The sequence below is a fragment of the Streptomyces sp. RPA4-2 genome (assembly GCF_012273515.2).
In the GTDB taxonomy this organism is placed as follows: domain Bacteria; phylum Actinomycetota; class Actinomycetes; order Streptomycetales; family Streptomycetaceae; genus Streptomyces; species Streptomyces kaempferi.
Genome location: NZ_CP050975.2, coordinates 8,957,744 through 8,983,175, shown reverse-complemented (window position 1 = coordinate 8,983,175; position 25,432 = coordinate 8,957,744). Strand labels below are relative to the sequence as shown.

The following is a 25,432-nucleotide window of genomic DNA, read 5'->3' as shown; positions in this document are numbered from 1 at the left end:
GAGGCCGATACCCCGGGCACCGTCGGCCTGGGTGCGTCCGCGCTCATGAACGACGGACCGAGAAGGGGTAACGGCCCTGTGACAGCACGCGGTTGGCGCCGGACGCGATAGTGACACGGGCGCAACCTCGCCCCATGATGGGTGGGTCATAGGGGGTTCGGTGGATGCGTCCCGTCTGTGCCGCCGCGGCGTGGTGCCGCGTGTGGTGCCAGTTGCGGCTGTCCGGGCAGCGCTGTTCTCCTTGCTGGGTACGGCGGTTGCAAGCACGGTCCACCATCTGGCCTTCGACTCCAGCCCATCCTGGGGCGTGCGTGTCCTTGCCGCGTGCCTGCTCTTCGGCATCGCGCTGCCGGGCGCGGGTCAGGACAAGTTGCTGGTACGGCAGTTGGTGCTCGCGGCCGGCTCTCAGGCTGTCGTGGGGTACTGGTTCGTACGGGCCGATGACGTGGTGAACGTTCCGGCGCACGGAGTGTGGCCGTCCTCCGTGGTCCCACTTCTGACGGTGTCGGGAGGAGCGGCTGACGGCGGCGGGCGAGGGTGTGGTCTACCGGTGGTGATCGGTGGGGTCTGTGACGGCGGTGGGATCTGTGACCGTGGTGGCGCGAAGGCCACGATCGACGAGGTCGATGAGATAGTCGAAGCTCTCGCCGAGGTCGGCTGACCACTGGAATCCGCCGGATGCCTGCAGGCTGGCGAAGCCGTGGAAGACGCTGCGCACCGCCCGCAGCGCGTGGGTCATCTCCTGTGGGTCGATGTCGTATCCCCGCAGTACCGCTTCGAAGGGACCGATCCCCCGTCGGGAGGCGAGCATGATCGGGTCGTCGGGACCGGTCGGCGTGAGGCCGAGGGTGGCCGCGTAGCGGCCGGGGTGGGTGAGCACGAAGTCGCGGAGTGCGCCGGCCGCGGCGGCCAGGGCGTCGCGGCCGGCGCGGCCCTGGACGGCGGTGCCGATCGCGTCGGCGGCCTCGTCGAAGGCGAGCGCCGCGATGCGCCGGTGGAGGTCGTCCTGGCTGGAGATGTGCTTGTAGAGCGACGGGGCTCGCACACCGACCCGCTCGGCCAGCCGGCCCATGGTCAGCTCGCTGAAGCCGATCTCGTCGGCGAGGTCGGCGGCGGCGACGACGATCGAGGCCGCGTCCAGGCCTGCCCTAGGCACGGACGCCTGCCAGGAAGGCCAGGACCGCGGTGAGGGTCTGCTGAGGGAACTGGACGTGCGGGTAGTGACCGGCCCCCTCGATCATCTCCAGCCGGCCCAGACCGGTCCGCAGGTCGGCGACGATCGCCTCGCCCTCGGCCTGCGGTGAGGCCCAGTCGGGGTCGAGGGTGCCCTGCACGACGAGCACCGGGCAGGTGACGTTGCCCAGCTGCTCACCGGCGTCGGCGGGGGAGATCTTGCCCATCGCCTGCAGGACCTTCATCCGGCCGGGCTCCTCCAGCATCGCGGTGATCTGCCCCATGCGCGTGTCCCAGTCCGCGGGCTTGGGGCCGGGGTAGGCGGCGTCAAGGTACTTGGCCCATTGCCGGGTACTGCCGAGGATGGTGGTGCCCATGAGATGGGTAGCGCCGCGGCGGTAGCCGGCCACCCGAAAGTCGCCGAGCCGGATCTGCTGCTTGCGGGTGAAGGGCGCGAGTTCGACCAGCGCGGTGACGAGGTCCGGGGCCTTGGCCGCGGCGATGGTGACCGCGCCGCCGGCGATGGAGTGGCCGACGAGTATCGCCGGCCCGCCGAGGTGCTTCACCAGGGCGATCAGGTCCCCCGCGAGGTCGGTGCGCGTGTAGGACGCCCAGCCGACGCTGGACTCGCCGTGGCCGCGCAGGTCCACCGCGGCGACTCGATACCCAGCCTCCACGAGGGCGGGGGTGAAGAACCGGTAGGCCTCGCGGCTGTCGCCCATGCCGTGGGCGACCACCACCAGCGGCCCGGCGGTCCCGCTCACCTCGTACGCGATGGTCCCGCCGTCGACGTTCAGGAACTCGGTCACAACTACCTCCATATGGTCCGCTAGCCCGGCGGCTAACTGCATTACCTAAAAGCTATCAGCATTAGCTTGGAAGTCAATCCCGGCGATGGAACTGCAGGCAATGGCAGGGCACGTGCCGCGCGCGGAGACCACAGGCTGCACTCAAGGCACGAGCGCCCCGCGGGGCCCTTCAGTCCCGCACTGCCTGCGCACCGGGGCGGCGACCGGCACCGATACGGCCGATGGATCCACCATGTTCGAGACCGCAAGAGCCGTGCCGTCGCACGCAGCAGCGCTGCTGATGTCACCGCGACAACGGCGCCGCGAAGTGGCGGTGCTACCCGCTGTACGCGGCATGCGTCGAGCCCGGCATCCCCTTGAGCAATGCTCAGGACTTGTGGATCGGTTCCGGGAGGGGACGCGGAGGGCGTACCTTCCCGAATGATCCTTAGATCTCCGAGTTAGGCCCGCGTTGCAGCGCGGGTCGGAAAGGCACGCCCAGTGCTGTAGTGAACGGCGAGGGCTCCACGCAGTCCGGCTCCCTGATCGACGAGATCGTGCGCGAGGGCGCCCGGCGGATGCTCGCCGCCGCGCTGGAGGCGGAAGTCAACCAGTACATAGCCGAGTTGACGGCTGAGACCGATGAGCGGGGGCATCGTCTGGTGGTCCGCAACGGTCGCCATCGGCCACGGACCGTGGCCACGGCAGCCGGGGCCATCGAGGTCACCGCGCCCCGGGTGAACGACCGCCGCATCGACGCGTCCACCGGCGAGCGCAAGCGGTTCTCCTCGAAGATCCTGACGCCGTGGTGCCGCAAGTCGCCCAAAGTCAGCGAGGTGCTGCCGCTGCTCTACCTGCACGGACTGTCGTCCGGGGACTTCGCGCCCGCGCTGGAGCAGTTCCTCGGCTCGGCCGCCGGGCTGTCACCGGCCACCGTGACCCGGCTGACGAAGCAGTGGGGCGAGGACCATGCCGCCTTCCAGGATCGAGACCTGTCCGACCGGGATTTCGTCTACGTGTGGGCCGACGGAGTGCACCCGAAGGTCCGCCTCGGGCAGGCGCACTCCTGCGTCCTGGTCCTGCTCGGCGTCCGCGTCGACGGCACGAAAGAGCTGATCGCGCTCGCGGAGGGGCTGCCCGAATCGACCGAGTCGTGGGCCGACCTGCTGCGCGACTGCCGCCGACGCAGCATGCGCGATCCCGAGCTGGTCGTCGGTGACGGTGCGATGGGCTTGTGGAAGGCGCTGGTGGAGGTGTTCCCGGCCGCACGGCAGCAAAGGTACTGGGTTCACAAGGCCCGAAATGTCACGAACTGCCTGCCGAAGTCGGCACAGCCGGGCGCGACGAAGGCGATGCAGGAGATCTGCAACGCGGAGGACAGGGCCCATGCCGAGAAGGCGATCGAGGTGTTCGTGAAGACCTACGGCGCCAAGTGGCCCAAGGCCGTCGCGAAGATCACCGACGACGCCGAGGAATTGCTCGCCGTCTACGATTTCCCGGCGGAGCACTGGATCCACCTGCGCACCACGAACCCTGTTGAGTCGACGTTCTCCACGGTCAAGCTCCGCACGAAGGGCACCCGCGGTGCCGGTAGCCCGGCTGCGGCCCTGACGATGGTGTTCAAGCTCGTCGAGTCCGCCCAGGCCCGCTGGCGGGCGATCACCGGCGCCCACCTGGTGCCCCTGGTCCGGGCTGGAGCTCGATTCAAGAACGGCGTCCTGGTCGAGCGGGAGGAGGCCGGAGCGGCATGAATCCTGGTGGCGATCCTGCCGCTGCCTCCGAGATCATCTGTCCATGTCGCACAACGATTCAGATCAGAACGAGGCAGTCCTGTCCAATGCTCACACCAGCGTGCCCGGCGGTCTTGAAGTGCCTGGCCAGCCGCCGGGCGGATTGATCATCTTCCTGAACGGAACATCGAGTTCTGGCAAATCGAGCATCGCCCGGGAGCTTCTCCAGATCCTGGATGAATCGTTCTTTCACATGCCGGTGGACGCCTTCCATGCGATGCGGTCTGATCGGGACATTCCCGACGAACGTCTGCAGGCCGAGATCGACCGAACCGCCATGGGCTTCCACCGCGCCATCGCCGGGATGGCCGCGGCCGGCAATCAGGTCGTGGTTGACCACGTGCTGAGCCAGCGTTGGCGCCTCCTCGACTGCCTCGACCTGTTCACTGCCGAGAACGTCGTCCTCGTCGGCGTTCACTGCCCGTTGCCGGAACTGCAACGCCGGGAACGGGTCCGCGGCGACCGGACGCCCGGCCTTGCCGCGCGGCAGTTCGAGCAGGTCCACGCGCACGGCACCTATGCCATCGAGTGCGACACGAGTAAGAGCACCTCTGGGGAGATCGCTCAGCAGATCAAGAACGCCCTGGCACGGCGGCCGACTCCGACGGCATTCACACGGCTGAAGCTAGCCATGCGCGCTGGCGATCCGAATTGAGCTCCACCCACAGGTCTTGACAATAGCTCCATCCCCTTCTGTACGCGGGTCGGGCACACCGGCCCTCTCAAGCCCTCGGAGACCGGGCGGCCGATCCCCTACATCGATCAGGTAGCGCCGGAGCCCGACCATAGGCCCGACCACGGCAGACATCCCACAGGGTTTGCGTGTCAAGTTCAGAGGGCGAGTCCGCTGTTGACGATGCGGGCCCAGAGGGTGTGGTGCCACTCGTTGGCGTCGGGGGCGGGTTCGGTGGTCAGGACCGGATTCGGGCCTGTCTCGATGAGGTGCAGAAGTGCCCAGGCGACGCCGTAGCAGTCGTCCGGGCCGAAGCAGGCGACCAGCGCTTGGGCCTCCTCGCCAGTGACGGGCTTGGCGATGGCGTCGAGCTGGTCGGATCGCCGGTCGATCTCCTCCCCGTCGGCGTCCCAGTCGGGGAGGGGGCCGTCGGCTACGAACGCCTGAACTTCTGGTCTCATCCTCGAATGATCAACCGCTGTGGCCGGCAGGAGCAAGGCGTCCTGCCGGTTCACGCGGCAGTCGCCTCTGCCTGCATGGCGGCTGCTGGGAAAGGAATGTGCTCGTCGAACCGTTCGTGCTGCTGGAGACAGTGGTGGAGCTGTCCGAGCAGTCGGTTGAAGAGATAGCGTTGGGCAGCGGCGTGCCAGTCTCCGTGTTTACGCCGGGCGCGGTAGTGGGCGCCGGCTCCGGGTGAGGCGGTGAGGCGGAGAACGCCCAGAGGTAGCCGGCGTGGTTGAGGCGGTCGTTCTTGACGATGCGCCGGCCGATGTGGCTCATCTTGCCGGAGGCGCGAGTGACTGGCGCACCTCCGGCGTAGGCCTTGAGGCCGCGGGCGTCGGCGTCGGCGAAGCGGTTATGGTCGTCGCCGACCTCGGCCAGGACGCGGGCGGCCAGCTGGATTCCCAGGCCCGGGAAGGACAGCAGGATCTCCGCGTCGGGGTGCCGGGGGAAGAGCTCTTCGACGGCCTGGGCGAGTTCCTCGGCAGCCTGGCAGGTGGCGTCGAGTTGGTGCAGAAGGGCGAGCATCTGCTTGCCGAGAGCGTCCTCGACCAGCTGCGGCTGGTGGGCGTACTCGGCGCGGAAGACCTCGCGCAGGCGGTCGGTCTCGGTGTCAAGCTTGCGGCTGCGGTAAGCCGCGTCTGAGGGCGGCGGCGATCTGGCTGCGGGTCAGGCGGGCGGCGCGGGCCGGGGTGGGGGCGAGCTTGAGGAGTTCGCGGGCTTCGGGGCGGCAGAGGCCGTTCTGCCAGGCTCCGAAGGCGTCAAGGGCGGCGGGGTAGTACTCGCGCAGCAGGGAGCGGAGCTGGTTGGAGATCTGCTGGTGGTTCCAGGTGGCGTCCTGCTGGGCTCGGGCCAGCACCGCGATGTGCTCGGCGAGCTCGACGTCCGCCTGGGCCCGGTCGGCCCGCGCGTCCGCGCCGGCCAGCCACCGGTAGAAGCCGGACCGCGAGACCGTGAGTATCCGGCATTGCCGCTTGACGCCGAAGGCGCCACGATGATCGTCGACGAACTGGAAGCGGCTCGGTGTACGCACGCTGGATCTCGATGGCCTCGTCAGCGTGCGCCGCTTCGAAACGATCCAGCGAACCGGCGGCTACCTCGACGAGTTCCACCTCCACGACCGGCATGGGATCCGGCTCACAGTCAACAATGAGCGCGCAATTAATCCGGCCCTCCGCCGGGCCCTCCAGTCGCCAGATTCGCGCCCCGGCACGAACGGTTTGACGACCGCGAAAATTACCCGTCACGCCCGCACTGCGCTTGGAATCACCCCACGCTCCCGCGTCCCCAAGGCGATGCACAGATTCTGGGGTTTTTGGATGATGATAGCCACAATGGGCGCGCCCCTGCTCTGCTCAGTTACCTACCAGCCTGCGTGCTCGCGGGAACGGACATCCTCGGGAGATCGGGGCACTGAGTCTCTCCATGTCGGCCGGCCCTGTCAGCTCTCTTTACGACAGACGATGTAGTCAGCCCCGTCCCGTTTAGCTAGGGCAGTCCAGCGGGTGGCGTTGCTGACGCTTGTGCCAGTGAGGTCGGCCAGTACCGAGGCGGGGAGATCAGTGGCCAGGGCAAGGCGTGCGCTGTTGCGGGCGACCAGACCAGTAAAGCCATGCGGAACCTGTCAAAGCGATCAAGGCAGGTAGATCGTTCTAACGCTGTGCTGGGAGCAGTGGGCCGTCTGGTGCCGGCTGGTTGATCCAGGCCGCTGCGGGGACCTTCGGGGGCTCCGGTGGCTTGCGGACGAAGCGTTCGGGGTGCTTCGCGTAGACCGCCTGGAGGACGTCGGCACGCATCTCGCGGAGCTGCTCGGCGAGACCGAAGTGCACGTCGTAGGGCGTGTGCAGGCCGATCCCGGAGTGCCGATGCTCCTCGTTGTACCAGGTGAAGAACTGGGTGCCCTACGCCCGGGCGTCCTCGAGGGATCCGAAACGCTCGGGAAAGTCGTGCCGGTATTTCAGGGTCTTGTACTGGCTCTCGCTGTACGGGTTGTCGTTCGACGTCTTCGGCCGCGAATGCGACTTGGTGACGCCGAGACCGGCGTCTTCGCCGACCTGGAGGACTCCGCCCTCGGTCACCTGCCCTCGGGGAAGTTCACCGCGAACGCCGCCTGGCTGACCCTGGCCGCCACCGCCTACAACCTCACCCGGGCCGCAGGTCACCTCGCCTCCACCTTCCATGCCAAAGCGCGGACCGGCACCATCCGCCGCCACCTCATCCACGTCCCGGCCCGGATCGCCACCAGGGCGCGGACGATCACCCTGCACCTCCTTCAACGCTGGCGCTGGGAAGCGGACTTCACCGGTCTGTGGACTACCACCGGACAGCGCCTGAGGACCTGACCCAGCTGCCCGACGCCCGCCCACGACCAGGAAAACCTTCGGAGAACCCGCCACCGGGACGGCCACCCGGCAAAACGTGCTGCCCAAACCCGGAATCAACACCAGAACCCCACCCGAAATCGAAGATCAGAATTCACGCGGTGGATCGAGGCTCAGAGACAGCGCCCCCGACGGGCTTCCCGAGGCCTTGCCCGGTCTTCACATCAACCCCCGGTCTCAGCTGGCTCATACCGCTCTTCCCCGGGCCGCATGAGCCAGCTGATGGCACCGAGAACGAGGCACGATTCCTGGACCGCTCGCGGACGCGGTCGTTGACGGTCGAAGTACGCGTCAGCTGACCCGAAGACCGACCGCCAGCGTCAGTTCAAGGACCCGGTGTGGCGATGCGAGATCCGGAAACAGCTCCCGCAGCTGCGACATCCGGTACCGGACGGTCTGGGGATGGACGAACAACGCCGCCGCCACCTCGTCCCGCCTGCCCTGGTGCAGCAGCCACGCCCGCAACGTCTCCTCCAGCCGCCGTGCGGTCGCGACAGGCAAGGTCCGCAACGGCGCGAGGGCTCGGGCACGCAGGTCTGCGAACGCGTCCACGTCGGCGCTCAGCACCAGCTCAGGCAGGTGGTCCTCGGTGTCGCGAATATCAGAGGAGAGGGAGCGCGCGCGTACGGCTCGTGCGTACGAGGCGGACGCACGAGTCCATGGCCGGGCCGGGCCGACCACGGCGGTGCGGCCGGTCAGCTGCCGCAGGAGATGTGATCGGTCGGCATCGGGGACGAGCAGCACACCGGTGGCATCCGGCAGATCGTCGAGGACGAGGGTGCTCGGGTCGAGTGCGCGGTAGGCAGGCCGGGCCTGGGCGGCGGGCAGCAGGACCGCGGTCAGCGAAACCGGAGGCTGCCACCCGGCCCGTTGAACAGAGGCCCGCAGCACGTCCGGGCTCGCGCCGGCGAGGAGGTCGCGGGCCAGGTGTTCCATGTGGCGCTCGTGGGCCCTGCCCCGGGCGGCCAGTTCGTCGGCGTGGCCCGCGGCGCTCGCGGCGGAGAGCTCGTCGATGTAGGCGAAGGTCAGCTCGGCGAACTTGGCGACCTCGGCGGCGGGCAGACCTGCGGGTACGGCACCCGCTGCCAGGTATCGCCAGGCCACGCGGGCGCCGACGCGGTAGGCGCTGAGTAGGGCGTCCATCGAACGGCCGTCGCGCACCTCGCCGCGGCCCAACTCGTAGGCTGCGTCACCGGCGTCGCCGCCTGTGGCGTTCCCGCTCGCGAGGTCCAGGTAGTGCCCCAGGGCGGTGCGGACGGCTCGGCGGATGGTGACGCCCATGTGGCCCGAAAGGGCGTTGGCGTAGGAAGGGACCTCGTCGATGATCGCCTGGACGACCTCGTCGGCGGTGGTCTTCAGCACGGCCCGAAGTGCGGTGACCGTCGTCTCGTCCAGGGCCAGTTCGCTGGCCTTCCGGATTGCATGGCTCACGTTTTGTTCCCTGCGAACAATTCAGCCGACCAGATTTACGTCCTGCGGTCAGGACTTTACGCCTTGAGGCGCAGCAAGCTGGAGTCATGACGAGTGCAGCCCTCCGCAGCAGGGCGTGGAAACTGCTGGAGATGGTCACGACGCCGCTGCTGCCGTCGGACTACCTCGACCTGGTCAGCCCACTGCGTGCGGGCGCTGACCTGCGTGGGCGCATCGAGGCCGTGCACCCCGAGACGGGTGACGCCGCGACTGTCGTGATCAGGCCGGGACGGGGCTGGCGCGGCCACACGGCCGGTCAGTACGTGCGGATCGGGGTCGACGTCGACGGGGTGCGCCTGTGGCGTGCCTACTCCATCACCTCGCCGACAAGCCGCCAGGACGGCCGCGTCACGATCACCGTGAAGGCGATCCCGGGCGGCAAGGTCAGCAACCACCTGGTCCGCAGGGCAAATCCGGGCACGCTGATCCAGCTCGACCAGCCGACCGGTGACTTCGTGCTGCCGCAGGCCAAGCCCGTCAAGGTGCTCTACCTGACGGCCGGCAGCGGCATCACGCCCGTGATGGGCATGCTGCGCGACATCGAGTTCGACGACGTCGTCATGGTCCACTGCGCGCCACAGCCGCAAGACGTGATCTTCCGCAACGAACTGCACGACCTGGTCGCGGACAAGAAGCTGCGGCTCACCGAGGTGCACACCGACACGGACGGCATGCTCGACATCGCCCGTCTCGACGAACTCGTGCCCGACTGGGCCGCGCGCGAGACCTGGGCTTGCGGGCCCGCGGGCCTGCTCGACGCCGCCGAAGAGCACTGGACCGAGCACGGCGTCCAAGAGCGCCTGCACACCGAACGCTTCCGCCCCAGCATCGTCGTCGCCGGCGACGGCGGCGGCGGCGAGGTCACGTTCAGCGCCACCGGCAAGACCGTCGACGCGGACGGCGCCACGCCGTTGCTGGACATCGGCGAGGAGGCCGGCGTGCTCATGCCCTCCGGGTGCCGCATGGGCATCTGCTTCGGCTGCATCACGCCGCTCAAGGCGGGCGCCGTCCGCGACCTGCGCACCGGCGAGATCACCGAGGCTGAGCCGGGCGTCCTCATCCAGACCTGCGTGTCCGCCGCGGCGGGCCCCTGCGACATCGAACGGTAGGAGCACCTTGACCGCCATCGACCCCACCGCCCACCTGACCGCGGAGCAGATCGAGGAGCTAGGCCGCGAGCTGGACGCGATCCGCGACGAGGTGATCGCCGGCCGCGGCGAGAAAGACGCCGCCTACATCCGTAAGGTCATCTCGGCGCAGCGCAAGCTCGAGCTGGTCAGCAGGGGCGTGCTGCTGTTCTCGATCTTCCCGCCCGCGTGGCTGCTCGGCACCGCCGGGCTGTCCGTGGCGAAGATCATGGACAACATGGAGATCGGCCACAACGTCCTGCACGGCCAGTGGGACTGGATGCGGGACCCGAAGATTCACTCCACCACCTGGGAGTGGGATCACGTCTCGCCGTCCGAGCAATGGAAGCACTCACACAACGAGCTGCACCACACGTACACCAACGTGATCGGCAAGGACAACGACCTCGGCTACGGCATCATGCGCGTCGACGAGGACCAGAAGTGGCACCCGTTCCACCTCGGCCAGCCGCTGTGGAACTTCATCAACGCCTGCTTCTTCGAGTACGGCATCGCAGCGTACGACCTGGAGCTCGGCAAGAACCTGCACAAGCGCCGCCGCAAGAACCCGGAGTTCCGCGCGCGGGCCAAGGCCGTGGGCCGCAAGATCCGCAAGCAGGTACTCAAGGACTACGTGATCCACCCGCTGCTGTCGGGCCCGTCGTTCCTCACCACGCTCGCCGCCACGTTCACCGCGAACCTGGTCCGCAACATCTGGTCCCACTCGGTGATCATGTGCGGGCACTTCCCCGAGGGCGTGCAGGTCTTCGAGCGCCGGTCGATCAAGGGCGAGACGCGCGGCCAGTGGTACCTGCGCCAGATGATGGGCTCGGCGAACATCAGCGGCAGCAAGGCCATGCACTTCATGACCGGGAACCTGTCGCACCAGATCGAGCACCACCTGTTCCCGGACCTGCCGAGCAACCGGTACGCCGAGGTCGCGGTGAAGGTGCGCGCGCTGTTCGAGAAGTACGAGCTGGAGTACGTCACCGGCCCGCTGCCCAAGCAGGTGTTCTCCGCGTGGCGCAAGGTCTTCCGGCTCTCGCTGCCGAACAAGAAGCCCAAGGTCAAAACGCCGGACCGCGAGCAGGAGCTCGTCGCCGCCTGATCCCCGGGTATTGGTTTCAGATCTCTCGGCCGTACCGGCGCAGCCCCACCCGGGCAGCTCTCCAAACAGTCTCGGCTTGTCGCGCACAGATCCGCGATCACGGCTCCGCCACCCGCGGCCAGGCCCCCGGCAAGGACGCGGCCGCGTTCAACTGGGTCGGCGACACCGTGTCCGAGTCGATCGTCCCCGCAGACGTGGCCTCCGCGATCTGGCGGGCCGCCGCGAAGATCCCCGGCGTCGTCCTCGTCAAGGACTCCGTCGACGCGGCCGGCCGGCACGGCGAAGCCGTCGCCCACGTCTCCAACGGCGAACTCACCGAGTACATCTTCGACCGCAACACCCACCTGTTCCTCGGCGAGCGCGGCTACCTCGTCAAGGACACCGCGATGGGCAAGGCCGGCATGCTCACCGGCACCAGCGCAGTCCTCTCCCGCGCCGTTGTGAACAAGATCGGTGACCTGCCCGCAGGCGCCCGCGCCTGACCCGTACACCGCCCAACCGCCCGGCCGCTGTCCACCACTCAGCAGCCGGGCGGACCCATCCCCCGACCACCTCGGCACCACACGGCCCTGCCCGGTGCTCGATCCCGCCGTTTCGCCGAGCAGGCAGGCGGGTGGTCTTGTATGCGAAGAACTGAGCGTGCCTGCTGTCCTGCCGGGGGGCAAGGTGGAACCGGTGAGAGATTGGGTGCGGGCGGTGCCCGCAGTCAGGAGAACGCTTGGAGGCAACGATGCCGGGTGCCCCGTTCGGGCTGACTGGGCTGCTCGCCGCAGCGGAGGACGCGGCGCCGGGGGCGTCTCTGGCAGTGGTGGCGCGCAATCTGCGCGACCGGTTCGGCGCGCGGGCGGTGTCGTTCCTGTTCGTCGATGTCGCCGGCCGACAGATGGTGCGGCTGGACGAGGGGAGCGCCTCGCAGTTCGGCCGCCACGCCAGTCGGATCCAGCTGGCCGGCAGCGCCTACGACCGAGTGCTGCTTGCCCAGGAGCTGGTGCAGGCCCCTGATGCCAGGCACGGGCAGCGGGTGCTCGCCCCGGTGACCCACCGCGGAGACACCATCGGCGTCCTGGAGTTGTCCCTGCCCCAGGTCAGCCGGGAGATCCTGGAAGAGGTCCGCGAGGCCGCACACGCGCTGGCGTACATCATCGTCACCGACCGCCGCTTCACCGACCTCTTCCGCTTGGGGCAGCGCGCCACCCCGCTCAGCCTGGCCGCCGAGATCCAGCGACAGCTCCTGCCCGACGCGCCTTCCTGCGAAGCCGCACAATTCGCGCTCGCCGCGTCCCTCGTGCCCGCCGAATCCGCCGCCGGGGACACCTACGACTACACCCTCGACCACGACATCCTGCACCTGTCCATCACCGACGCCATGGGCCACGACGTCAACGCCGCCCTCATGGCCACCCTCCTGGTCAACGCTTCGCGCGGCGCCCGCCGCGACGGCGCCGACCTGGCCGAACAGGCCCGCCGGATCCATCAGGCTCTCCTCGACCACGGCCACCACGCCCTCGCCACCGGCCAGCTCCTGCGCGTCGCCCTGGACGGAACCGGCGCACAGCTCGTCAATGCCGGACACCCCTGGCCGCTGCTCCTGCGCGACAGCGTGGTGAGCGAGGTGCGTCTGGACGTCGATGTGCTCTTCGGCGCGCCCCGAGGCACCCGCTACCACGTACAGGACCTCGACCTGCGCCCTGGCGACCGCCTCCTGCTCTACACCGACGGCATGCAGGAGCGACAGGCCGAGTCCGTCGACCTGCCGAGCCTGATCCGTAACACCGCCTCCGAACATCCCCGCGAGGTCGTGCGCGTCCTGGCAACGGCGGTCACCGACGCCTTCGACGGCCGCCTGGCCGACGACGCCACCGTGCTGTGCCTCGACTGGCACGGCCCCCACTACGACGGCCGCCACACCCACACTCGGGCCGGCCGATAGGCGCTGCCCCGTGCCCCGCAGGAGACGACCGGCGGGGAGGAAGGGCGTGCAGCAGTGGACGTGCGAGCAGGTCCTTGGGATCGAGCCCGCCGACGAAGGCGAGAAGCCGAAGCCGCGCACCAGCCAGGCGGAGAAGTGGGCCACCCGCCTCGCGGCCGCGACACAGTTCTTCAAGCGCGGGGGGCACTGAAAGTGCCGCGCAAAGCGCCGCGAACCCATTCGGCGGTTCGGAACGCACCATGCACTGGAACCTGCTGGGCGAAGGCGCCTCCGGCAGGACCCGCGTCGGCTACGTGCCCAGCCTGCGCTTGCTGACTGGACCGAGTCGTGCCGAGCCGCCTCTCATCGCTCAGCCGTCGGACTTCCTCCTCAAGTCGGCTCCGTTCGTCCCGCACGCCGGCTTGGAGTCCATCCCTTTTGATCGGGGTGGAACAAGCTGCCACGACCCGCTCACCCCAGCACGGGCTCACCTTGCTGGCTCCGGACGTCGGCTCGCACGTCATGACCCCCACCGCTTCCCCGGCCGCCCGGTGTCGACACCGTGTGTACACAAGGACGGTGGCCGCCGCGACCGGGTTTGAGCCGGGCACACGAACAGCGCCATGATGGGGCCCGTCGAACAGCCCCGGTGCGGTGGGAGTAACAGATGCGGCCAGACGGGAAGACGGCCCCGTCCGATCTCCAGCTGAAGATCGTGCTGCACGGCACGAGACCGCCCCTGTGGCGGCGCCTCGTGCTGCCGTCCGACACCTCGCTCGGGACGCTGCACGACGCCATCCAGGTCGCCTTCGGATGGCACGGTGGCCACCTGCATCTCTTCACCGACGGGTCCGGCCGGGGGTACGGCAATGCGGCCAGGCTCACCGACATCGATCTCGGCTTCGGCCGCGGGGTCGGCGACGAGGACGCCACCGCGCTCGGCGACGTGCTGGCCGAGGAGGGAGCACGGCTGCGCTACGTCTACGACTTCGGCGACGACTGGGAGCACGGGATCACGCTGGAGAAGACACTGCCGCGCCCGGTCCGCGCGGAGCGGACGGTGCGCTGCGTCGGCGGGCGCCGCGCCGATGTACCGGCCGAGGACATCGGCGGCGTGTCGGGGCTGGCCGAGGTACTGGAGTTCCTCGACACCCCGGACGGAGCCGGGGATGGCCCGTACGGTGAGCTGGTCGCCGAGCTGCGGGCGGCCGGTTACGACCCGGCGGCCTTCGACCGGGACGGGATCACCGCGCGCCTGGCCCAGTTGACGCCGGACACGGTGTCCGGCAAAGCGAAGCCGCCAGCCGGTGATCGGGCCGGGCGCGGCGGTGTCCGTCGGCTGGCCGCCGAGGACGTGGCCTTGTGTACCTGCGGGCAGTGCGGGGTGGGCGATCCGGTCGATGCCGGAGTCGACGGACCGGCCGAGGATGTGCCGGTGCTGCGCCCGGTGACCCTGGCTCCGCAGGAGGACCTTGTCGCTGCCGTGCGAGGTGTTCCGCTCTTCGACGCGGCGCTGCGGCTCGCCGCCTGGTGCCACGAGGGACGGCAGGTCACCGCCGGCCGGGTGCTGCGGCCCGCGCTCGCCCGTGAGGCCGTCGAGGAGCTCCAGCTGTGGAAGCTGGCCGACGACGACTCGCCGTATGCGGATGCCGTCGCGCGCGCTCGCGCGTTGAAGTCGGTGCGCAGTGCCAAGGACGTGGCCGTTCTCGACGATCCGTGGTGGCTCGCCGTGGACGGCGAAATGATCACGATCAGCGGGGGCCGCGCGTGGGGTGGCGCGGCAACCGACTTCGCCGGTGAGGGGCTTCTGGCGTTCTGGGCCGCCACGATGGACGATCTGCTGGAGGAGGTCGGTGAGACGGGGGTGTTGGACGGGTGGCACGGTGAGCTGGGCGAGCTGACCGCCCAGATCGCCGACGGACTGGTCGGTCTGCTGTACGACGCCCCGGACGACGCCTGGGTGGATGTCGACGAGCTGCGTGCGCAGGCCCGCGAGGCGGGCGAGAACGGGCCGGCGTTCGATCTCTTCCAGGCGCTGTTCGCGGCGTCCTTCCAGGAGCTCGGGGAAGGGCTCGCCCTGCTGGGCGCGGTGGAGTGCGAGCCCGGTGACGGCGACGATTCGGCGGAATCTCTGCGCACACTCCTGAACGCCATGGGCGGGCAGGAACTGGGCGGCGGTTCGGGAACCTCGTCGGCGGCGTCGGACCGGTCGTGGGAGGACAGGCGGGGGCACCGCATGCGGCTCACCCCACTCGGCCGCTACGGACTCCGCGCCTACCTGATGGAGTGCGGTGTGCCCGCCCCCCTGCTCGGTGAGTACGCCGAAGCGGACGCCGGCTCTCTGCTCCAGGGACTCCTGGGCTACTCCCCCGAGGAGATGCGCCGGGAAGTCGAAGGGTGGCTGGAACACCGCTCGGCGGCCGATGCCGCGGTAGGGCTGCTCGACGCATGCGCGGGAGCCGGCCACGAGGCGGCGGCGAAGCGCGCCGTGGCCCAACCGGTGCTGGCCGATCTCGACGAGCCCCGGGCACTGCGCGTGCTGCGCAAGGCAGCGGACTCCGACGTCGAGGGGTGCCGACAGGTGGCCGCCGCGACCCTCGGCGCGCGCCTTGGGGCAGAAGCACCCAGCAGCCCGGCGCGAGCCGAGGAGGCCGGACTGTGGCTACTCATCGACGGGCTGTCGGTCCTCGCCGGTGCGGGGGAGACCGAGGAGCTGGTCCGGGGCTTCCTGGAGAACTGGAACACGGCGCCGGAGGCGCTCGAACAGCGGGTGGACGACCTGTGGCGAGTGGAGCACCCGGCCACCGCCCACGTACTCGCCGAACTGGGTGAGGGCCTGCGCGGCGTCGACAGGCGGCTGGCCAAACGCATGCGTACCGCGGCCAACAAGGCCCACTCCCGCCGGTGACAGCAGGGTCGGAACCCACTGGTGGACGAAGGCGCGGTGAAGACCGCCTGGATGACGGTGAGGCGCAAGAGTGGCACGAGTCTTCGTACGGGAGCAGGGCACGGGCATGAGGAGCGTGCCGCCATTGGCCGCACCGGAATCGGCTGCCTGGGCGCGGAGTCTGCTCAACGACGGCTGGGCGGCGGTGTTCCTGCCCGGCGAGCCTGCCCGCCTCGGCCGATTGCTGCTCTGGCAGCCCGCCGGGTCAGCCGCCGAGAGCATGGCACCCGCGGGCATCGAGACCGAGGCGGCGGAGCTCGTACTGCCGCACGGCCGCTCGGTCGGACGGCGCAAGGTGGAGGGTTACGCGTTGCCTGTCGCCCTCGCTGTGGCCGCGCTGTCCGGGGCACAGCCGCCGCATCCGTCCGCCGACGCCTGGCAGGCCGCCGCCCGCTTCGCGCTCCGGCTGCTCGCCGACGGCCGTCTCCACCCGGCCCTCACCCCCGCCGGCTACGACACCTGGCAGGCGGGCCCTTTCACCGCCGCCCAGCGTCGGACGCTGGACGCCCTCGCCGCCGCCTTCCCGCCCCACGGCCACTGCCTGCCGGAATCGGGTCCCGCCCCGCTGCGGATCACTGAACCGGGTGCACTGGTACGCCGGTTCTGCGACGCGGTCGCCGACGACCTGGTCCGCACTCCTGCCGCTCCGCTCGCCATGGGAGCCCTGCCGTACGCCTGGCGCGAGACGCGTGCCGTGCCCGCCCTGCACGAGTGGGCCGAGGAGACCGCCGCCGCGTTCACCGCCGACGTCAGGATCTCTCTGCGGGTCGACGTACCCGATGGACGCCGCAGGCAGTTCCGGGCTGTCCTCCAGCTGCACACCGCTGCGGATCCGGCGCTCGTCGTGGAGGCCGCACAGCTGTGGAGCGAGCCGGCCGCGACCGAGCGCCTGCTCGGCCCGCGCGCCGAAACCGAGACGCTGCTCGCACTGCGCCGCGGCGCCCACGTCTGGCCACCGCTCGACCGGCTGCTGAAGGACGCCGCTCCGGACCAGGTGCGGCTGACCGACGACGAGGCGTTCGACCTGCTGGGCGACGCCACCGACACGCTGCGCGCCGCCGGTATCGACGTGCACTGGCCGCGCGAGTTGGTCAAGGCACTCACCGCGACCGCGGAGATCGGGCAACGCACCGCGCCCGGCTCCAGCGCCGGCGGCATGCTCGACGCCGACACCCTCCTCGACTTCCGCTGGCAGCTCTCGCTCGGCGGCGAGCCGATCACCGAGGCCGAGATGGACGCCCTCGCCGAGACGCGCCGCCCCCTCGTCCGTCTGCGCGACCAGTGGGTGGTCGCCGACCCGAAGCTGGTGGCCCGCGCCCGGCGCCGCCGGATGGAACCGCTCACTCCCATGGAGGCACTGGGCGCCGCGCTGATCGGCGAGATGGAGCAGGACGGGGAGACTCTTCGCTGCGCGGCGGTGGGAGCGCTCGGCGACCTCGTCACTCGTATCCGCGACCCCGAATCCCGCACCCCCGCCCCGCAGCCCGCCGCTCTGAAGGCCACTCTGCGCGACTACCAGAAGCGGGGCCTGACCTGGCTGGCCGAGATGTGTGAGCTCGGTCTCGGCGGCTGTCTCGCCGACGACATGGGCCTGGGCAAGACCATCACCCTGCTCGCTCTGCACCTGCACCGCCAGACCGAACCGGCCACCGCTGGCCCCATGCTCGTCGTCTGCCCCACCTCCCTGCTCGGCAACTGGCAGCGCGAGGCCGCCCGGTTCGCGCCGTCCACCCCCGTGCGCCGCTACCACGGCGGTGACCGCCACCTCGAAGACCTGGCCGACGACGAGATCGTCCTGGTCACCTACGGAGTACTGCGCCGCGACCGCGAAGCCCTCGCCGAGAACGTCTGGTCACTGGTCGCCGCCGACGAGGCCCAGCACGTCAAGAACCCCTACGCCGTCACCGCCCGCGAGCTGCGCGCCCTGCCCGCCCGCGCCCGCGTCGCCCTGACCGGCACCCCCGTGGAGAACAACCTCTCCGAACTGTGGGCGCTCCTCGACTGGACCACCCCCGGACTCCTCGGCCCCCTCTCCGCCTTCCGAGACCGCCACGCCCGCGCGATCGAGTCGGGCGAAGACCCGCAGGCCGCCGAACGGCTGTCCCGTCTGGTCCGCCCGTTCCTGCTGCGCCGCAAAAAGTCCGACCCAGGCATCGCGCCCGAACTGCCCGCCAAGACGGAGACCGACCGCGTCGTGCCGCTGACCGCCGAGCAGGCAAGCCTGTACGAGGCGGTGGTCCGCGAAACCATGGCGAAGATCGCCGAAGCCGAGGGCATCGCCCGCCGCGGCCTGATTCTGAAGCTCCTCACCGCGCTCAAGCAGATCTGCAACCACCCCGCCCAGTACCTGCGCCAGTCCACACCCCTGCACGGCCGCTCCGGCAAACTGGCGCTTCTGGACGAACTGGTCGACACCATCACCGCCGAAGGCGAGTCGGTGCTCGTCTTCACCCAGTACAAGCAGATGGCGACCCTGCTGGAGAAGCACCTCACAGAACGAGGCGTCCCCACCCTCTTCCTGCACGGCGGCACGTCCGTCACCGCGCGCGAGGAGATGGTGGAACGCTTCCAGCGCGGTGAAGTACCGGTGTTCCTGCTCTCCCTGAAGGCCGCGGGCACCGGCCTCAACCTCACCCGCGCCACCCATGTCGTGCACTATGACCGCTGGTGGAACCCGGCCGTCGAGGACCAGGCCACCGACCGTGCCTACCGCATCGGCCAGGACGGGCCCGTCCAGGTCCACAAACTCCTCGCGGAGGGGACCGTGGAGGACAAGGTGGCGAGGCTTCTCGAATCCAAGCGCGCGCTCGCCGACGCCGTCGTCGGCTCCGGCGAGGCCGCTCTGACCGAACTGTCCCACGACGACCTCGCCGAACTGGTCGCCCTGGGGAGGCAGTCATGAGCCCCTCGACCCCCGGCCCGCGCCGCGTACCCACCCGCGGCAAGCGTGCCTTCGCCGCGACCTGGTGGGGCCAGGCATGGGTGACGGCCCTGGAGGACTCCACCCTGGACTCGGGGCGCCTGTCCCGCGGACGTACCTACGCCCGCCAGGGCATGGTCGGTTCCGTCACCGTCGCCCCCGGCCAGGTCAAAGCCGCCGTCCAGGGCAGCAGGCCCCGCCCCTACCGCTCCGCCGTCCACCTGCCCGTCCTCACCGACGCCCAGTGGGACACCCTCCTCGACGCCATCGCGGCCCGAGCCGGGCACCTCGCGGCGCTCCTCGACGGCGAGATGCCCGCCGAACTCGTCGACGACGCGGGCCAGGCAGGTGTCCCCCTGCTCCCGCAGCCCACCGAACTCGACCCCGAATGCTCCTGCCCCGACTGGGGCTACCCCTGCAAACACGCCGCCGCGCTCTGCTACGCCATCGCCGCCACCATCGACGCCGACCCCTTCGTGGTGTTCGCCCTGCGCGGCCGCGTACGGGAGGAGGTCCTGGCCCAGCTGCGCGCCCGCCGTACGGCCGCCCAGGCGCCCTCCACACCACCGGCCCGAGCGGGGCTCCCGGCCGTAAGCGCCTACGCGGCCTGGGCCGCCCTGGCCGAACACACTCCGCCTCTTCCCGACCTCCCCGAACCGGCCCCCCACACCGCCGCACTGCCCGCCGCCCCGCCGCCCGGCACCGGGCTGTCCACTGCGGACCTCGAACGCCTCATGGCGGATACCGCCACACGCGCCGCCCAGCTGCTCACCGGCGACACCACCAGCCTGCACCTGTCCCAGCACGAGGACGCGGCGCGGATCGCCGCGAGCAACTGCGGACCCGACTGGTTCCACCACCTCATCCAGAACACCGGTGCCAAACCGACCGCGTTCGCCCGCCTCACCCGCGCCTGGCGGTATGGCGGCCCGATCGGCATCACCGTCGCCGAACAGCCCCGCACCCCCGACCCGGCAGCGATGACAGGCGCCCGCACCGCCCTGACCGAGGCCCTCACCGAAATGACCACCACCCCGGTCGCCCTCAGGGCCTGGCGCAACCGCCTCACCCTCACCGACCACGGCATCCAACTGCGCCTGGGCCCCGACACCCGCTGGTACCCCTACCTCCAGGATGACGACGGCGACTGGTGGCCGGCAGCGCCGGTCGACCCCGACCCGGTCGCGGCGCTCACCTCCGTGTGGCAGACCGGGAGGTGACACGTACGACAGACCCGTGAACCCGCCGGCTCAGCCCACATGCCACGTCTCCCCACTTCCGTCACCCGTACCGTTCACCAAGGAGCTCATGCCCCTTGACGACACCTGTCCGGGGGGTGCATCACTTTGGGAGTGGGCTCCGGAGCAGAGCGCTTCAACGCCATGGCCTTGGGATGCCGCGAGCCGTTTGAGAAGCGCGCTGCCGTTCGTCCAGGGCGGACCACCGAGGCACGAGCGTCAGCCCACACCGCTGCCCCGCACTCTGCAACCCGAAAGCCACCTGACACGCCATCAGAACGAGCGTCACGTGAGCGTCGAAACTGCCGTGCGCCGTCCCGGCGAAGGTGGTGGCACGACGTTTCGCCCACCACGCCACTGGCCGAAACCGCAGGTCAGCGATCGAACGCACCTTCGGTGCGCGCCGGCGGCGTGGTAAATCCCGTGGTGCGTGCTGGAGGTGCTTCCGTCTCCCCCTGACGTGGGCGGATGCGGCCATGGTCTCTCCCCGGGGTGGACCTCGAAGACGGTGCCGTCCCGGGTGCCATTCAGGGCGATGCCGGAAACAATGTGCAGGGTCTGGGCCAGGGCGTGGGAGTGCCAGTCGGTGCGGGCGCCCGGCGAGAAGCGGACCAGTTTGGCGCGCATCCGGGACGGCTCCTGGCCGACCACGATAGCCCGAGTGCCGTCAGCGGTACGAGGGTGAGTGCGGCAGCCACCGTGCCGACCAGCGGTGGCCCTGCCTGCCGCGGATGTTGCACGCTCGAGCTACTGCATGCTGGCTGAACGCACGAATCTGATCCATTTCGGGCCCTTGAGTAATCGTCAATACCTGTGGATCAGTTTCGGGTGGGCTGATCGCAACGAGTTCGACCTCGAAGCCGTCGTCGTTCTCCAGGTAGGCGGCGTAGTGCTGTCCGCCGCCGGCGTGCGGGTGCAGTTCGGGGAACATCAGGCGCCAGCCATGCTGGGCGGCCTCGACGGCCACCTTCTCGACAGCAGCGGCGTCCTCGACGTGGAACGCGAGGTGGTTCAGACCGGGGCGATGGCGGTCGTGCCGGTCGGCGGTGAGGGCCGGAGACTGTTCGAGGACGAGGTAGGTCGGCCCGAGCAGCCAGCTGCGGCCAGCGGCCCAACTCTGGGAGATGGTGTAGCCCAGCGTCGCCAGCAGCCAGCCGAGCGAGGCGAGTGCGCGGTCGAGGTCGGGCACCCAGATCTCAACGTGATGCAACGCTCCTGCGGTCCTTGTCCGGCGCTCCCCCAGGTGCGGCATGGGCGCGGGGCAGCAGCGGAAACGGCGTTTCGGGGCGCTCTCGTCACTGCTCCCAGGCTTTCGTCCGGTCAGAGCGGTTGCGGGGATGCCCAGTTCGGCAGCGCGCCGGGGTACACGCGTTCGTAGGCCGTGTTGTAGGTGCTGGCGAGTGCGGGGTCATCGAGCAGCCACGGCGCGGGGGCCGGCGGGCGGCTACGCCCGCCTCAGCGGCGGGTCGGGGCGCATCAGCACAGGGACCGGAACGGCAGATCGGGCAGGTATTGCTGCCATTGCTGCGGTGTAAGGGCGCTGTGGGTGGTGACGCAGATCCGTTGGACGGCTACCCCGACGCTGACGCGCGTCAGCTGAAGGGTGCGGTCGTCGGCGACGGTTGCCAGGACACGCCCGTCTGGGCTGAACGCCGTGTCGTTGACGGGTCCGCCGTGACCGGTCAGGGCCGAGCCGATGGCGGTGGCATGTTCCGGATGAGATACGTCCCACAGGCGCACGGTCCGGTCGTCGCCACCGGTGGCCAGGACACGTCCGTCCGGGCTGAAGGTGAGGGCGTCGACGAAGCTGGAATGGCCGGTGAGCGGCTGGCCCGCCCGTGCGAAGTGGGCAGGGTCGGTGACGTTCCACAGCCGTACGGTGTGGTCGGCGCTCGCAGTGGCGAGGGTATGCCCGTCCGGGCTGAAGGCTGCGGCGCGAATGCCGCCGCTGTCGGTCTGTACGGCCGGCCGGAACAGCCGGGGCTGTGCCGGATTCGACGTGTTCCACAGACGTAGCGTGTCATCGGAGCCCGCGCTGGCCAGAACGTGTCCGTCCGGGCTGAACGCCAGCGCCTCGACGCTGTCGGTGTGGCCCTGCAGGACGCCCAGAGCACGAGCACGCCCCGGATCGGTGACGTTCCACAGCCGTATGGTGTGGTCGGCGCTCGCGGTGGCCAGCACGCGGCCGTTCGGGCTGAACACCACGCGCATGACCGGGCCCTTGTGCCCGCCCATCACCCGCAGGCGCCTGGCTCGACGGGGGTCGGCGACGTCCCACAGGCGCACGGCGCCGTCGGCTCCGGACGTGGCCAGCACGCGGCCGTTCGGGCTGAAGTCCACGCTGGAGACGGTGCCTTCAGTGCCCGCCAGCGCAGCCAGTGCTCTGGGAAGCGCGGGATCGGTGACATCCCAGAGCTTCGTGCCCTGGTCGCTGCCCCCGGTGGCCAGAAGATGACCACAGGGGCTGAAGGCGACGGCGTCGAGGGGACCTGGGGTAGCCAGACGAGTACCGGGAAGATGCCACAGTCGTACCGTGTGATCACGGGAGGCACTGGCGAGCGTACGGCCGTCCGGGCTGAAGGCCAGCCAGTAGACGTAGTCGGTGTGACCGGTCAGCGGTTCGCCGAGGGCCGATGGATGCTGGGGGTCGGTGACGTTCCACAGCCGTATGGTGTGGTCGGCTCCGGCGGTGGCGAGGGTCTTTCCGTCGGGGCTGAACGCCACGGCGTACACGGAGTCGGTGTGGCCGGTCAGCGCAGGGCCCAGTGGGGTGGCGTGCGTGGGGCGGGACACGTCCCAAAGGCGTACGGTGTGGTCATTGCTGACACTGGCGAGCGTGCGGCCGTCAGGGCTGAAGGCGACCGCGTAGACCGTGTCCTTGTGGCCCCTCATCGGAGAGCCGAGAGGCTTGGGCTCGGCCGGGTCCGCGATGTCCCAAAGGTGGATGGTGTGGTCGTGGCCGGCGCTGGCGAGCACGCGCCCTCTAGGGCTGAACGTTGCCGAGGCGACCGCCCCTACATGTCCGGTCACGGCGTGACCGATGGGCGTGGCGTGCGCGGGGTCGGACACGTTCCACAGCCGTAGCGTGTGGTCGTAGCTCGCGGTGGCGAGGATCCGGCCGTCGGCGCTGAACGACACGGAGAACACGTAACTGGTGTGCCCCCTCAAGGGCGGGCCCCACACTGCGGGATGAGCGGGATTGGTGACGTTCCACAACCGTACCGCCCGGTCGCGGCCCGCGGCCGCCAGAGTGCGGCCGTCGGGGCTGAAGGCCAACCAGTACACCCAGCCGATGTGGTCCCTGAGGGGTTTGCCGAGTGCTCTGGGGCGGGCGGAGTCGCTGACGTCCCACAGGTGCACGGTGCCGTCGGTACCCGCGGTGGCCAGGGTGCGCCGGTCAGGACTGTACGCCACGGCGAAAACGGTCTCGGTGTGGCCGGTCAACGTGGTCGCGAGGGGCGTGTTCTCGGTGCTGAGGAGCCTGGTGTAGAGCTCGGGTGAGGGCCGCAGCCGGTAGGCGGCCAGGCTGAGACGTGCGGCCAGCGAGCTGTCGTTGCTCTCCACCTGCTCGGACCGGGCCGTGATCTCGCGGGATATGGCGACATCACGCTCCGCCCGTGCGGCGCCGCGCTGCTGGAACGCGACGACGGCGGCCGTTGAGGCCAGGACCGCCAGGACGGCCAGTACGGCGACTGCTGCTCGGCGCAGGTGACCGGCCCGGCGTTGCTGCCGGAGGGACGCCGTCAGGAAGTCCTGGACTCGTTCGCTGAGAAGGAGGTCGCCGCGGTGACGTTCGGCCCATTCGGCAGCTGTGGCCAGCTGACCGCCGCGGTGGAGCAGGCCCGGATCCTTGTGCTCGCGCTCCCAGGTGGTTGCGGCTTCCGCCAACCGCTGGTGGGTGAGCAGTCCTGCCCGGTCCTCGTTCAGCCAGCCGGCCAGCCGCGGCCACGCTTGGAGCAGAGCCTCGTGGGTGATCTCGACGGTGCCGGTGTCCAGTGTGACGAGGCGGGCCTGGGCCAGCGCGTCCAGAACGGCCTGGGTGCCGGGGTGAACGAGGGCGTCCAATTCGGCGCGCGCCACGCGTCGTTTGGTGTCGTCAGCCCCCTCGCCGAGGGCGACGAGCCGCAGGAAGACGGCGCGGGCCAGGTGCTGTTGGGAAAACGTCAGGCTGGCGAAGACGGTTTCGGCTGTCTGCGCGAGAGCATGTCGGATGCCGCCGGCGGCTTCGTAACCGGCCAGGGTGAGGGTGTTGCCGCGTCGGCGCCGCCAGGTCTCGCGCAAGGCGTGCGAGACCAGCGGCAGGGCGTTGGGCTGGCCGGTGGCATCGGCGACAACGCGGGCCAGCAGCGGGGTTTCGACCGTGCAATCGGCCTGTACGGCGGGTTGGCTGATGGCCCGGCGCAGTTCGTCGGTGGTCATCGGGCCGACGAGCAACTGCGTGTCGCGCAGCGCCTCGACAAGCTCCGGGTGTTCGGAGCAGCGGGCGTAGAAGTCGGCCCGGACGCCGATCACGACGCGGGTGCGGCTGTTGGCAGCCTGGGCTGCGGTGGTCAGTGCCTCGATGAATGCGGCCCGTTCCCGTGTGCTGGTGCAGAGGGTGAAGGTCTCCTCGAACTGGTCGACGATCAATAGGAGTTCGCTGTCCTCGGGCCGGTCGGCGAGGATCTGCAGAACGGTCATGTGCAGGGCGCGGGGCTTTTCCTGTAGCTCCTCGGACAGGGCGGTGGCTGATCCGCCGCTCAACGCGGCCAGTCGTGCGGCGCACTCCTCCAGCGGATGGGGGCCCGGGACGAGCAGTACTGTGCGCCATTCGCCTTTCCCTGTTGTGATGGCATCGGCCCTGGGCAGCAGGCCGGCCCGCAACAGGGACGACTTGCCCGAGCCGGAGGCTCCGAACACCGCGAGGAAGCGATGGTCACGGACGCGGGTGACCAGATCGTCGGTCAGGCGTTCGCGTCCGAAGAACCGTTCGGCGTCTTGCGGCTGAAACGCCGCGAGCCCCGCGTAGGGGCTCCGGCGTTCGTCGTCCAGGGAATCGAGCGCCTCGGCCGGTGCCTCGGCCGCCAATTCCGCGGCGGTCGACCGCCACCGCGTCTCCCACTCGGCCGGATCACCGTCACAGGCCCGTACGTAAGCGAGGGCGACAGCCAGGCTCGGGAGTCTGCGCCCCGCGGCGGCGTCCGCGAGGGTCGTGGACGAGTAGTGCGCCCGACGGGCCAACTCACGGTAGGGCGGACTTCCCGCCTCGGCCCGTAATCGCCGCAGGTCTGCCGCAAAGGCGGTCAGCAGGCCATCGTCGTCCGCCAACGGACGCTCGGCTCGCGGCACCCATACCTCCCCGAGATCAACAGATCCGGCTCATTGTCCGGAGCTTGTTGTCCGGCATCCAACTCCCGATTCCGGACAA

Annotated in this window: 15 protein-coding genes and 5 pseudogenes; 11 read left to right on the top strand and 9 right to left on the bottom strand. The window is 69.9% G+C overall.

Going from position 1 to position 25,432, the window contains the following annotated elements; all coding sequences use genetic code 11:
• Positions 1 to 544 precede the first annotated feature (544 nt).
• Both HEP85_RS39550 and HEP85_RS39545 read right to left on the bottom strand, forming a co-directional pair.
• Positions 545 to 1,126, bottom strand: coding sequence for a TetR/AcrR family transcriptional regulator (locus HEP85_RS39550; protein ID WP_329295297.1), 582 nt, complete (start codon positions 1,124 to 1,126; stop codon positions 545 to 547).
• Between the two features lie 22 nt (positions 1,127 to 1,148).
• Positions 1,149 to 1,982 (bottom strand): alpha/beta fold hydrolase, encoded by an 834-nt coding sequence (locus HEP85_RS39545; protein WP_168532139.1) that lies wholly within the window; start codon positions 1,980 to 1,982, stop codon positions 1,149 to 1,151.
• A 488-nt stretch (positions 1,983 to 2,470) separates the two neighbouring features.
• Between HEP85_RS39545 and HEP85_RS39540 the strand changes: the two genes are divergently transcribed.
• Both HEP85_RS39540 and HEP85_RS39535 read left to right on the top strand, forming a co-directional pair.
• On the top strand, positions 2,471 to 3,712 hold the full coding sequence (locus HEP85_RS39540) for an IS256 family transposase (protein WP_168532138.1): 1,242 nt from the start codon (positions 2,471 to 2,473) through the stop codon (positions 3,710 to 3,712).
• 43 nt (positions 3,713 to 3,755) lie between these two features.
• On the top strand, positions 3,756 to 4,406 hold the full coding sequence (locus tag HEP85_RS39535; RefSeq protein ID WP_168532137.1) for a chloramphenicol phosphotransferase CPT family protein: 651 nt from the start codon (positions 3,756 to 3,758) through the stop codon (positions 4,404 to 4,406).
• A 176-nt stretch (positions 4,407 to 4,582) separates the two neighbouring features.
• Here the strand turns inward: HEP85_RS39535 and HEP85_RS39530 are convergent, their stop codons facing one another.
• The 3 genes and pseudogenes from HEP85_RS39530 to HEP85_RS39520 form a co-directional block, all read right to left on the bottom strand.
• Complete coding sequence (locus HEP85_RS39530; RefSeq protein ID WP_168532136.1) at positions 4,583 to 4,885, bottom strand: hypothetical protein; 303 nt, start codon at positions 4,883 to 4,885, stop codon at positions 4,583 to 4,585.
• A gap of 50 nt (positions 4,886 to 4,935) precedes the next feature.
• Positions 4,936 to 5,814, bottom strand: a pseudogene (locus tag HEP85_RS39525) (transposase); the annotation flags it as partial.
• 763 nt (positions 5,815 to 6,577) lie between these two features.
• Positions 6,578 to 6,961, bottom strand: a pseudogene (locus tag HEP85_RS39520) (integrase core domain-containing protein); the annotation flags it as partial.
• A 6-nt stretch (positions 6,962 to 6,967) separates the two neighbouring features.
• Here HEP85_RS39520 and HEP85_RS39515 point away from each other — a divergent pair.
• A pseudogene (locus HEP85_RS39515) lies at positions 6,968 to 7,267 on the top strand (transposase); the annotation flags it as partial.
• Positions 7,268 to 7,597: 330 nt separating this feature from the next.
• On the opposite strand, the gene HEP85_RS39510 reads toward HEP85_RS39515, so the two are convergent.
• Complete coding sequence (locus tag HEP85_RS39510; RefSeq protein WP_168532134.1) at positions 7,598 to 8,737, bottom strand: CdaR family transcriptional regulator; 1,140 nt, start codon at positions 8,735 to 8,737, stop codon at positions 7,598 to 7,600.
• Between the two features lie 86 nt (positions 8,738 to 8,823).
• Between HEP85_RS39510 and HEP85_RS39505 the strand changes: the two genes are divergently transcribed.
• The 8 genes from HEP85_RS39505 to HEP85_RS39470 all read left to right on the top strand — a co-directional run bounded on the left by HEP85_RS39505 (position 8,824) and on the right by HEP85_RS39470 (position 20,007).
• Entirely contained in the window at positions 8,824 to 9,885 is a 1,062-nt protein-coding gene (locus HEP85_RS39505; RefSeq protein ID WP_168532133.1) for a ferredoxin reductase, read from the top strand.
• Between the two features lie 7 nt (positions 9,886 to 9,892).
• Positions 9,893 to 11,011, top strand: a complete 1,119-nt coding sequence (locus HEP85_RS39500) for an acyl-CoA desaturase (RefSeq protein ID WP_138895250.1) — start codon at positions 9,893 to 9,895, stop codon at positions 11,009 to 11,011.
• A gap of 167 nt (positions 11,012 to 11,178) precedes the next feature.
• A complete protein-coding gene (locus HEP85_RS39495; RefSeq protein ID WP_329293502.1) occupies positions 11,179 to 11,493 on the top strand; it encodes a hypothetical protein in 315 nt (104 codons plus the stop codon).
• Between the two features lie 248 nt (positions 11,494 to 11,741).
• A complete protein-coding gene (locus tag HEP85_RS39490) occupies positions 11,742 to 12,941 on the top strand; it encodes a PP2C family protein-serine/threonine phosphatase (protein WP_369658040.1) in 1,200 nt (399 codons plus the stop codon).
• 46 nt (positions 12,942 to 12,987) lie between these two features.
• Positions 12,988 to 13,131, top strand: coding sequence for a hypothetical protein (locus HEP85_RS39485; protein WP_329293499.1), 144 nt, complete (start codon positions 12,988 to 12,990; stop codon positions 13,129 to 13,131).
• A gap of 456 nt (positions 13,132 to 13,587) precedes the next feature.
• Positions 13,588 to 15,828 (top strand): plasmid pRiA4b ORF-3 family protein, encoded by a 2,241-nt coding sequence (locus tag HEP85_RS39480; protein ID WP_168532131.1) that lies wholly within the window; start codon positions 13,588 to 13,590, stop codon positions 15,826 to 15,828.
• A 106-nt stretch (positions 15,829 to 15,934) separates the two neighbouring features.
• Positions 15,935 to 18,769 (top strand): DEAD/DEAH box helicase, encoded by a 2,835-nt coding sequence (locus HEP85_RS39475; protein WP_168534526.1) that lies wholly within the window; start codon positions 15,935 to 15,937, stop codon positions 18,767 to 18,769.
• Positions 18,766 to 20,007, top strand: coding sequence for an SWIM zinc finger family protein (locus HEP85_RS39470; protein WP_369658039.1), 1,242 nt, complete (start codon positions 18,766 to 18,768; stop codon positions 20,005 to 20,007). Before HEP85_RS39475 ends, HEP85_RS39470 begins: the two co-directional genes overlap by 4 nt.
• A 501-nt stretch (positions 20,008 to 20,508) precedes the next feature.
• Here HEP85_RS39470 and HEP85_RS39465 read toward each other — a convergent pair.
• The 3 genes and pseudogenes from HEP85_RS39465 to HEP85_RS39455 form a co-directional block, all read right to left on the bottom strand.
• Positions 20,509 to 20,670: pseudogene (locus tag HEP85_RS39465) on the bottom strand (cupin domain-containing protein); the annotation flags it as partial.
• Between the two features lie 193 nt (positions 20,671 to 20,863).
• A pseudogene (locus tag HEP85_RS39460) lies at positions 20,864 to 21,277 on the bottom strand (VOC family protein); the annotation flags it as partial.
• A 224-nt stretch (positions 21,278 to 21,501) separates the two neighbouring features.
• On the bottom strand, positions 21,502 to 25,353 hold the full coding sequence (locus tag HEP85_RS39455; RefSeq protein ID WP_211118155.1) for a WD40 repeat domain-containing protein: 3,852 nt from the start codon (positions 25,351 to 25,353) through the stop codon (positions 21,502 to 21,504).
• Between the last annotated feature and the right edge of the window lie 79 nt (positions 25,354 to 25,432).

Excerpts from the sequence above, each read along its gene's own strand:
- HEP85_RS39535 (WP_168532137.1), top strand. The coding sequence starts at position 3,756 with ATGTCGCACAACGATTCAGATCAGAACGAGGCAGTCCTGTCCAATGCT.
- HEP85_RS39530 (WP_168532136.1), bottom strand. The coding sequence starts at position 4,885 with ATGAGACCAGAAGTTCAGGCGTTCGTAGCCGACGGCCCCCTCCCCGAC.
- HEP85_RS39505 (WP_168532133.1), top strand. The coding sequence starts at position 8,824 with ATGACGAGTGCAGCCCTCCGCAGCAGGGCGTGGAAACTGCTGGAGATG.
- HEP85_RS39490 (WP_369658040.1), top strand. The coding sequence starts at position 11,742 with ATGCCGGGTGCCCCGTTCGGGCTGACTGGGCTGCTCGCCGCAGCGGAG.
- HEP85_RS39480 (WP_168532131.1), top strand. The coding sequence starts at position 13,588 with ATGCGGCCAGACGGGAAGACGGCCCCGTCCGATCTCCAGCTGAAGATC.
- HEP85_RS39475 (WP_168534526.1), top strand. The coding sequence starts at position 15,935 with ATGAGGAGCGTGCCGCCATTGGCCGCACCGGAATCGGCTGCCTGGGCG.
- HEP85_RS39470 (WP_369658039.1), top strand. The coding sequence starts at position 18,766 with ATGAGCCCCTCGACCCCCGGCCCGCGCCGCGTACCCACCCGCGGCAAG.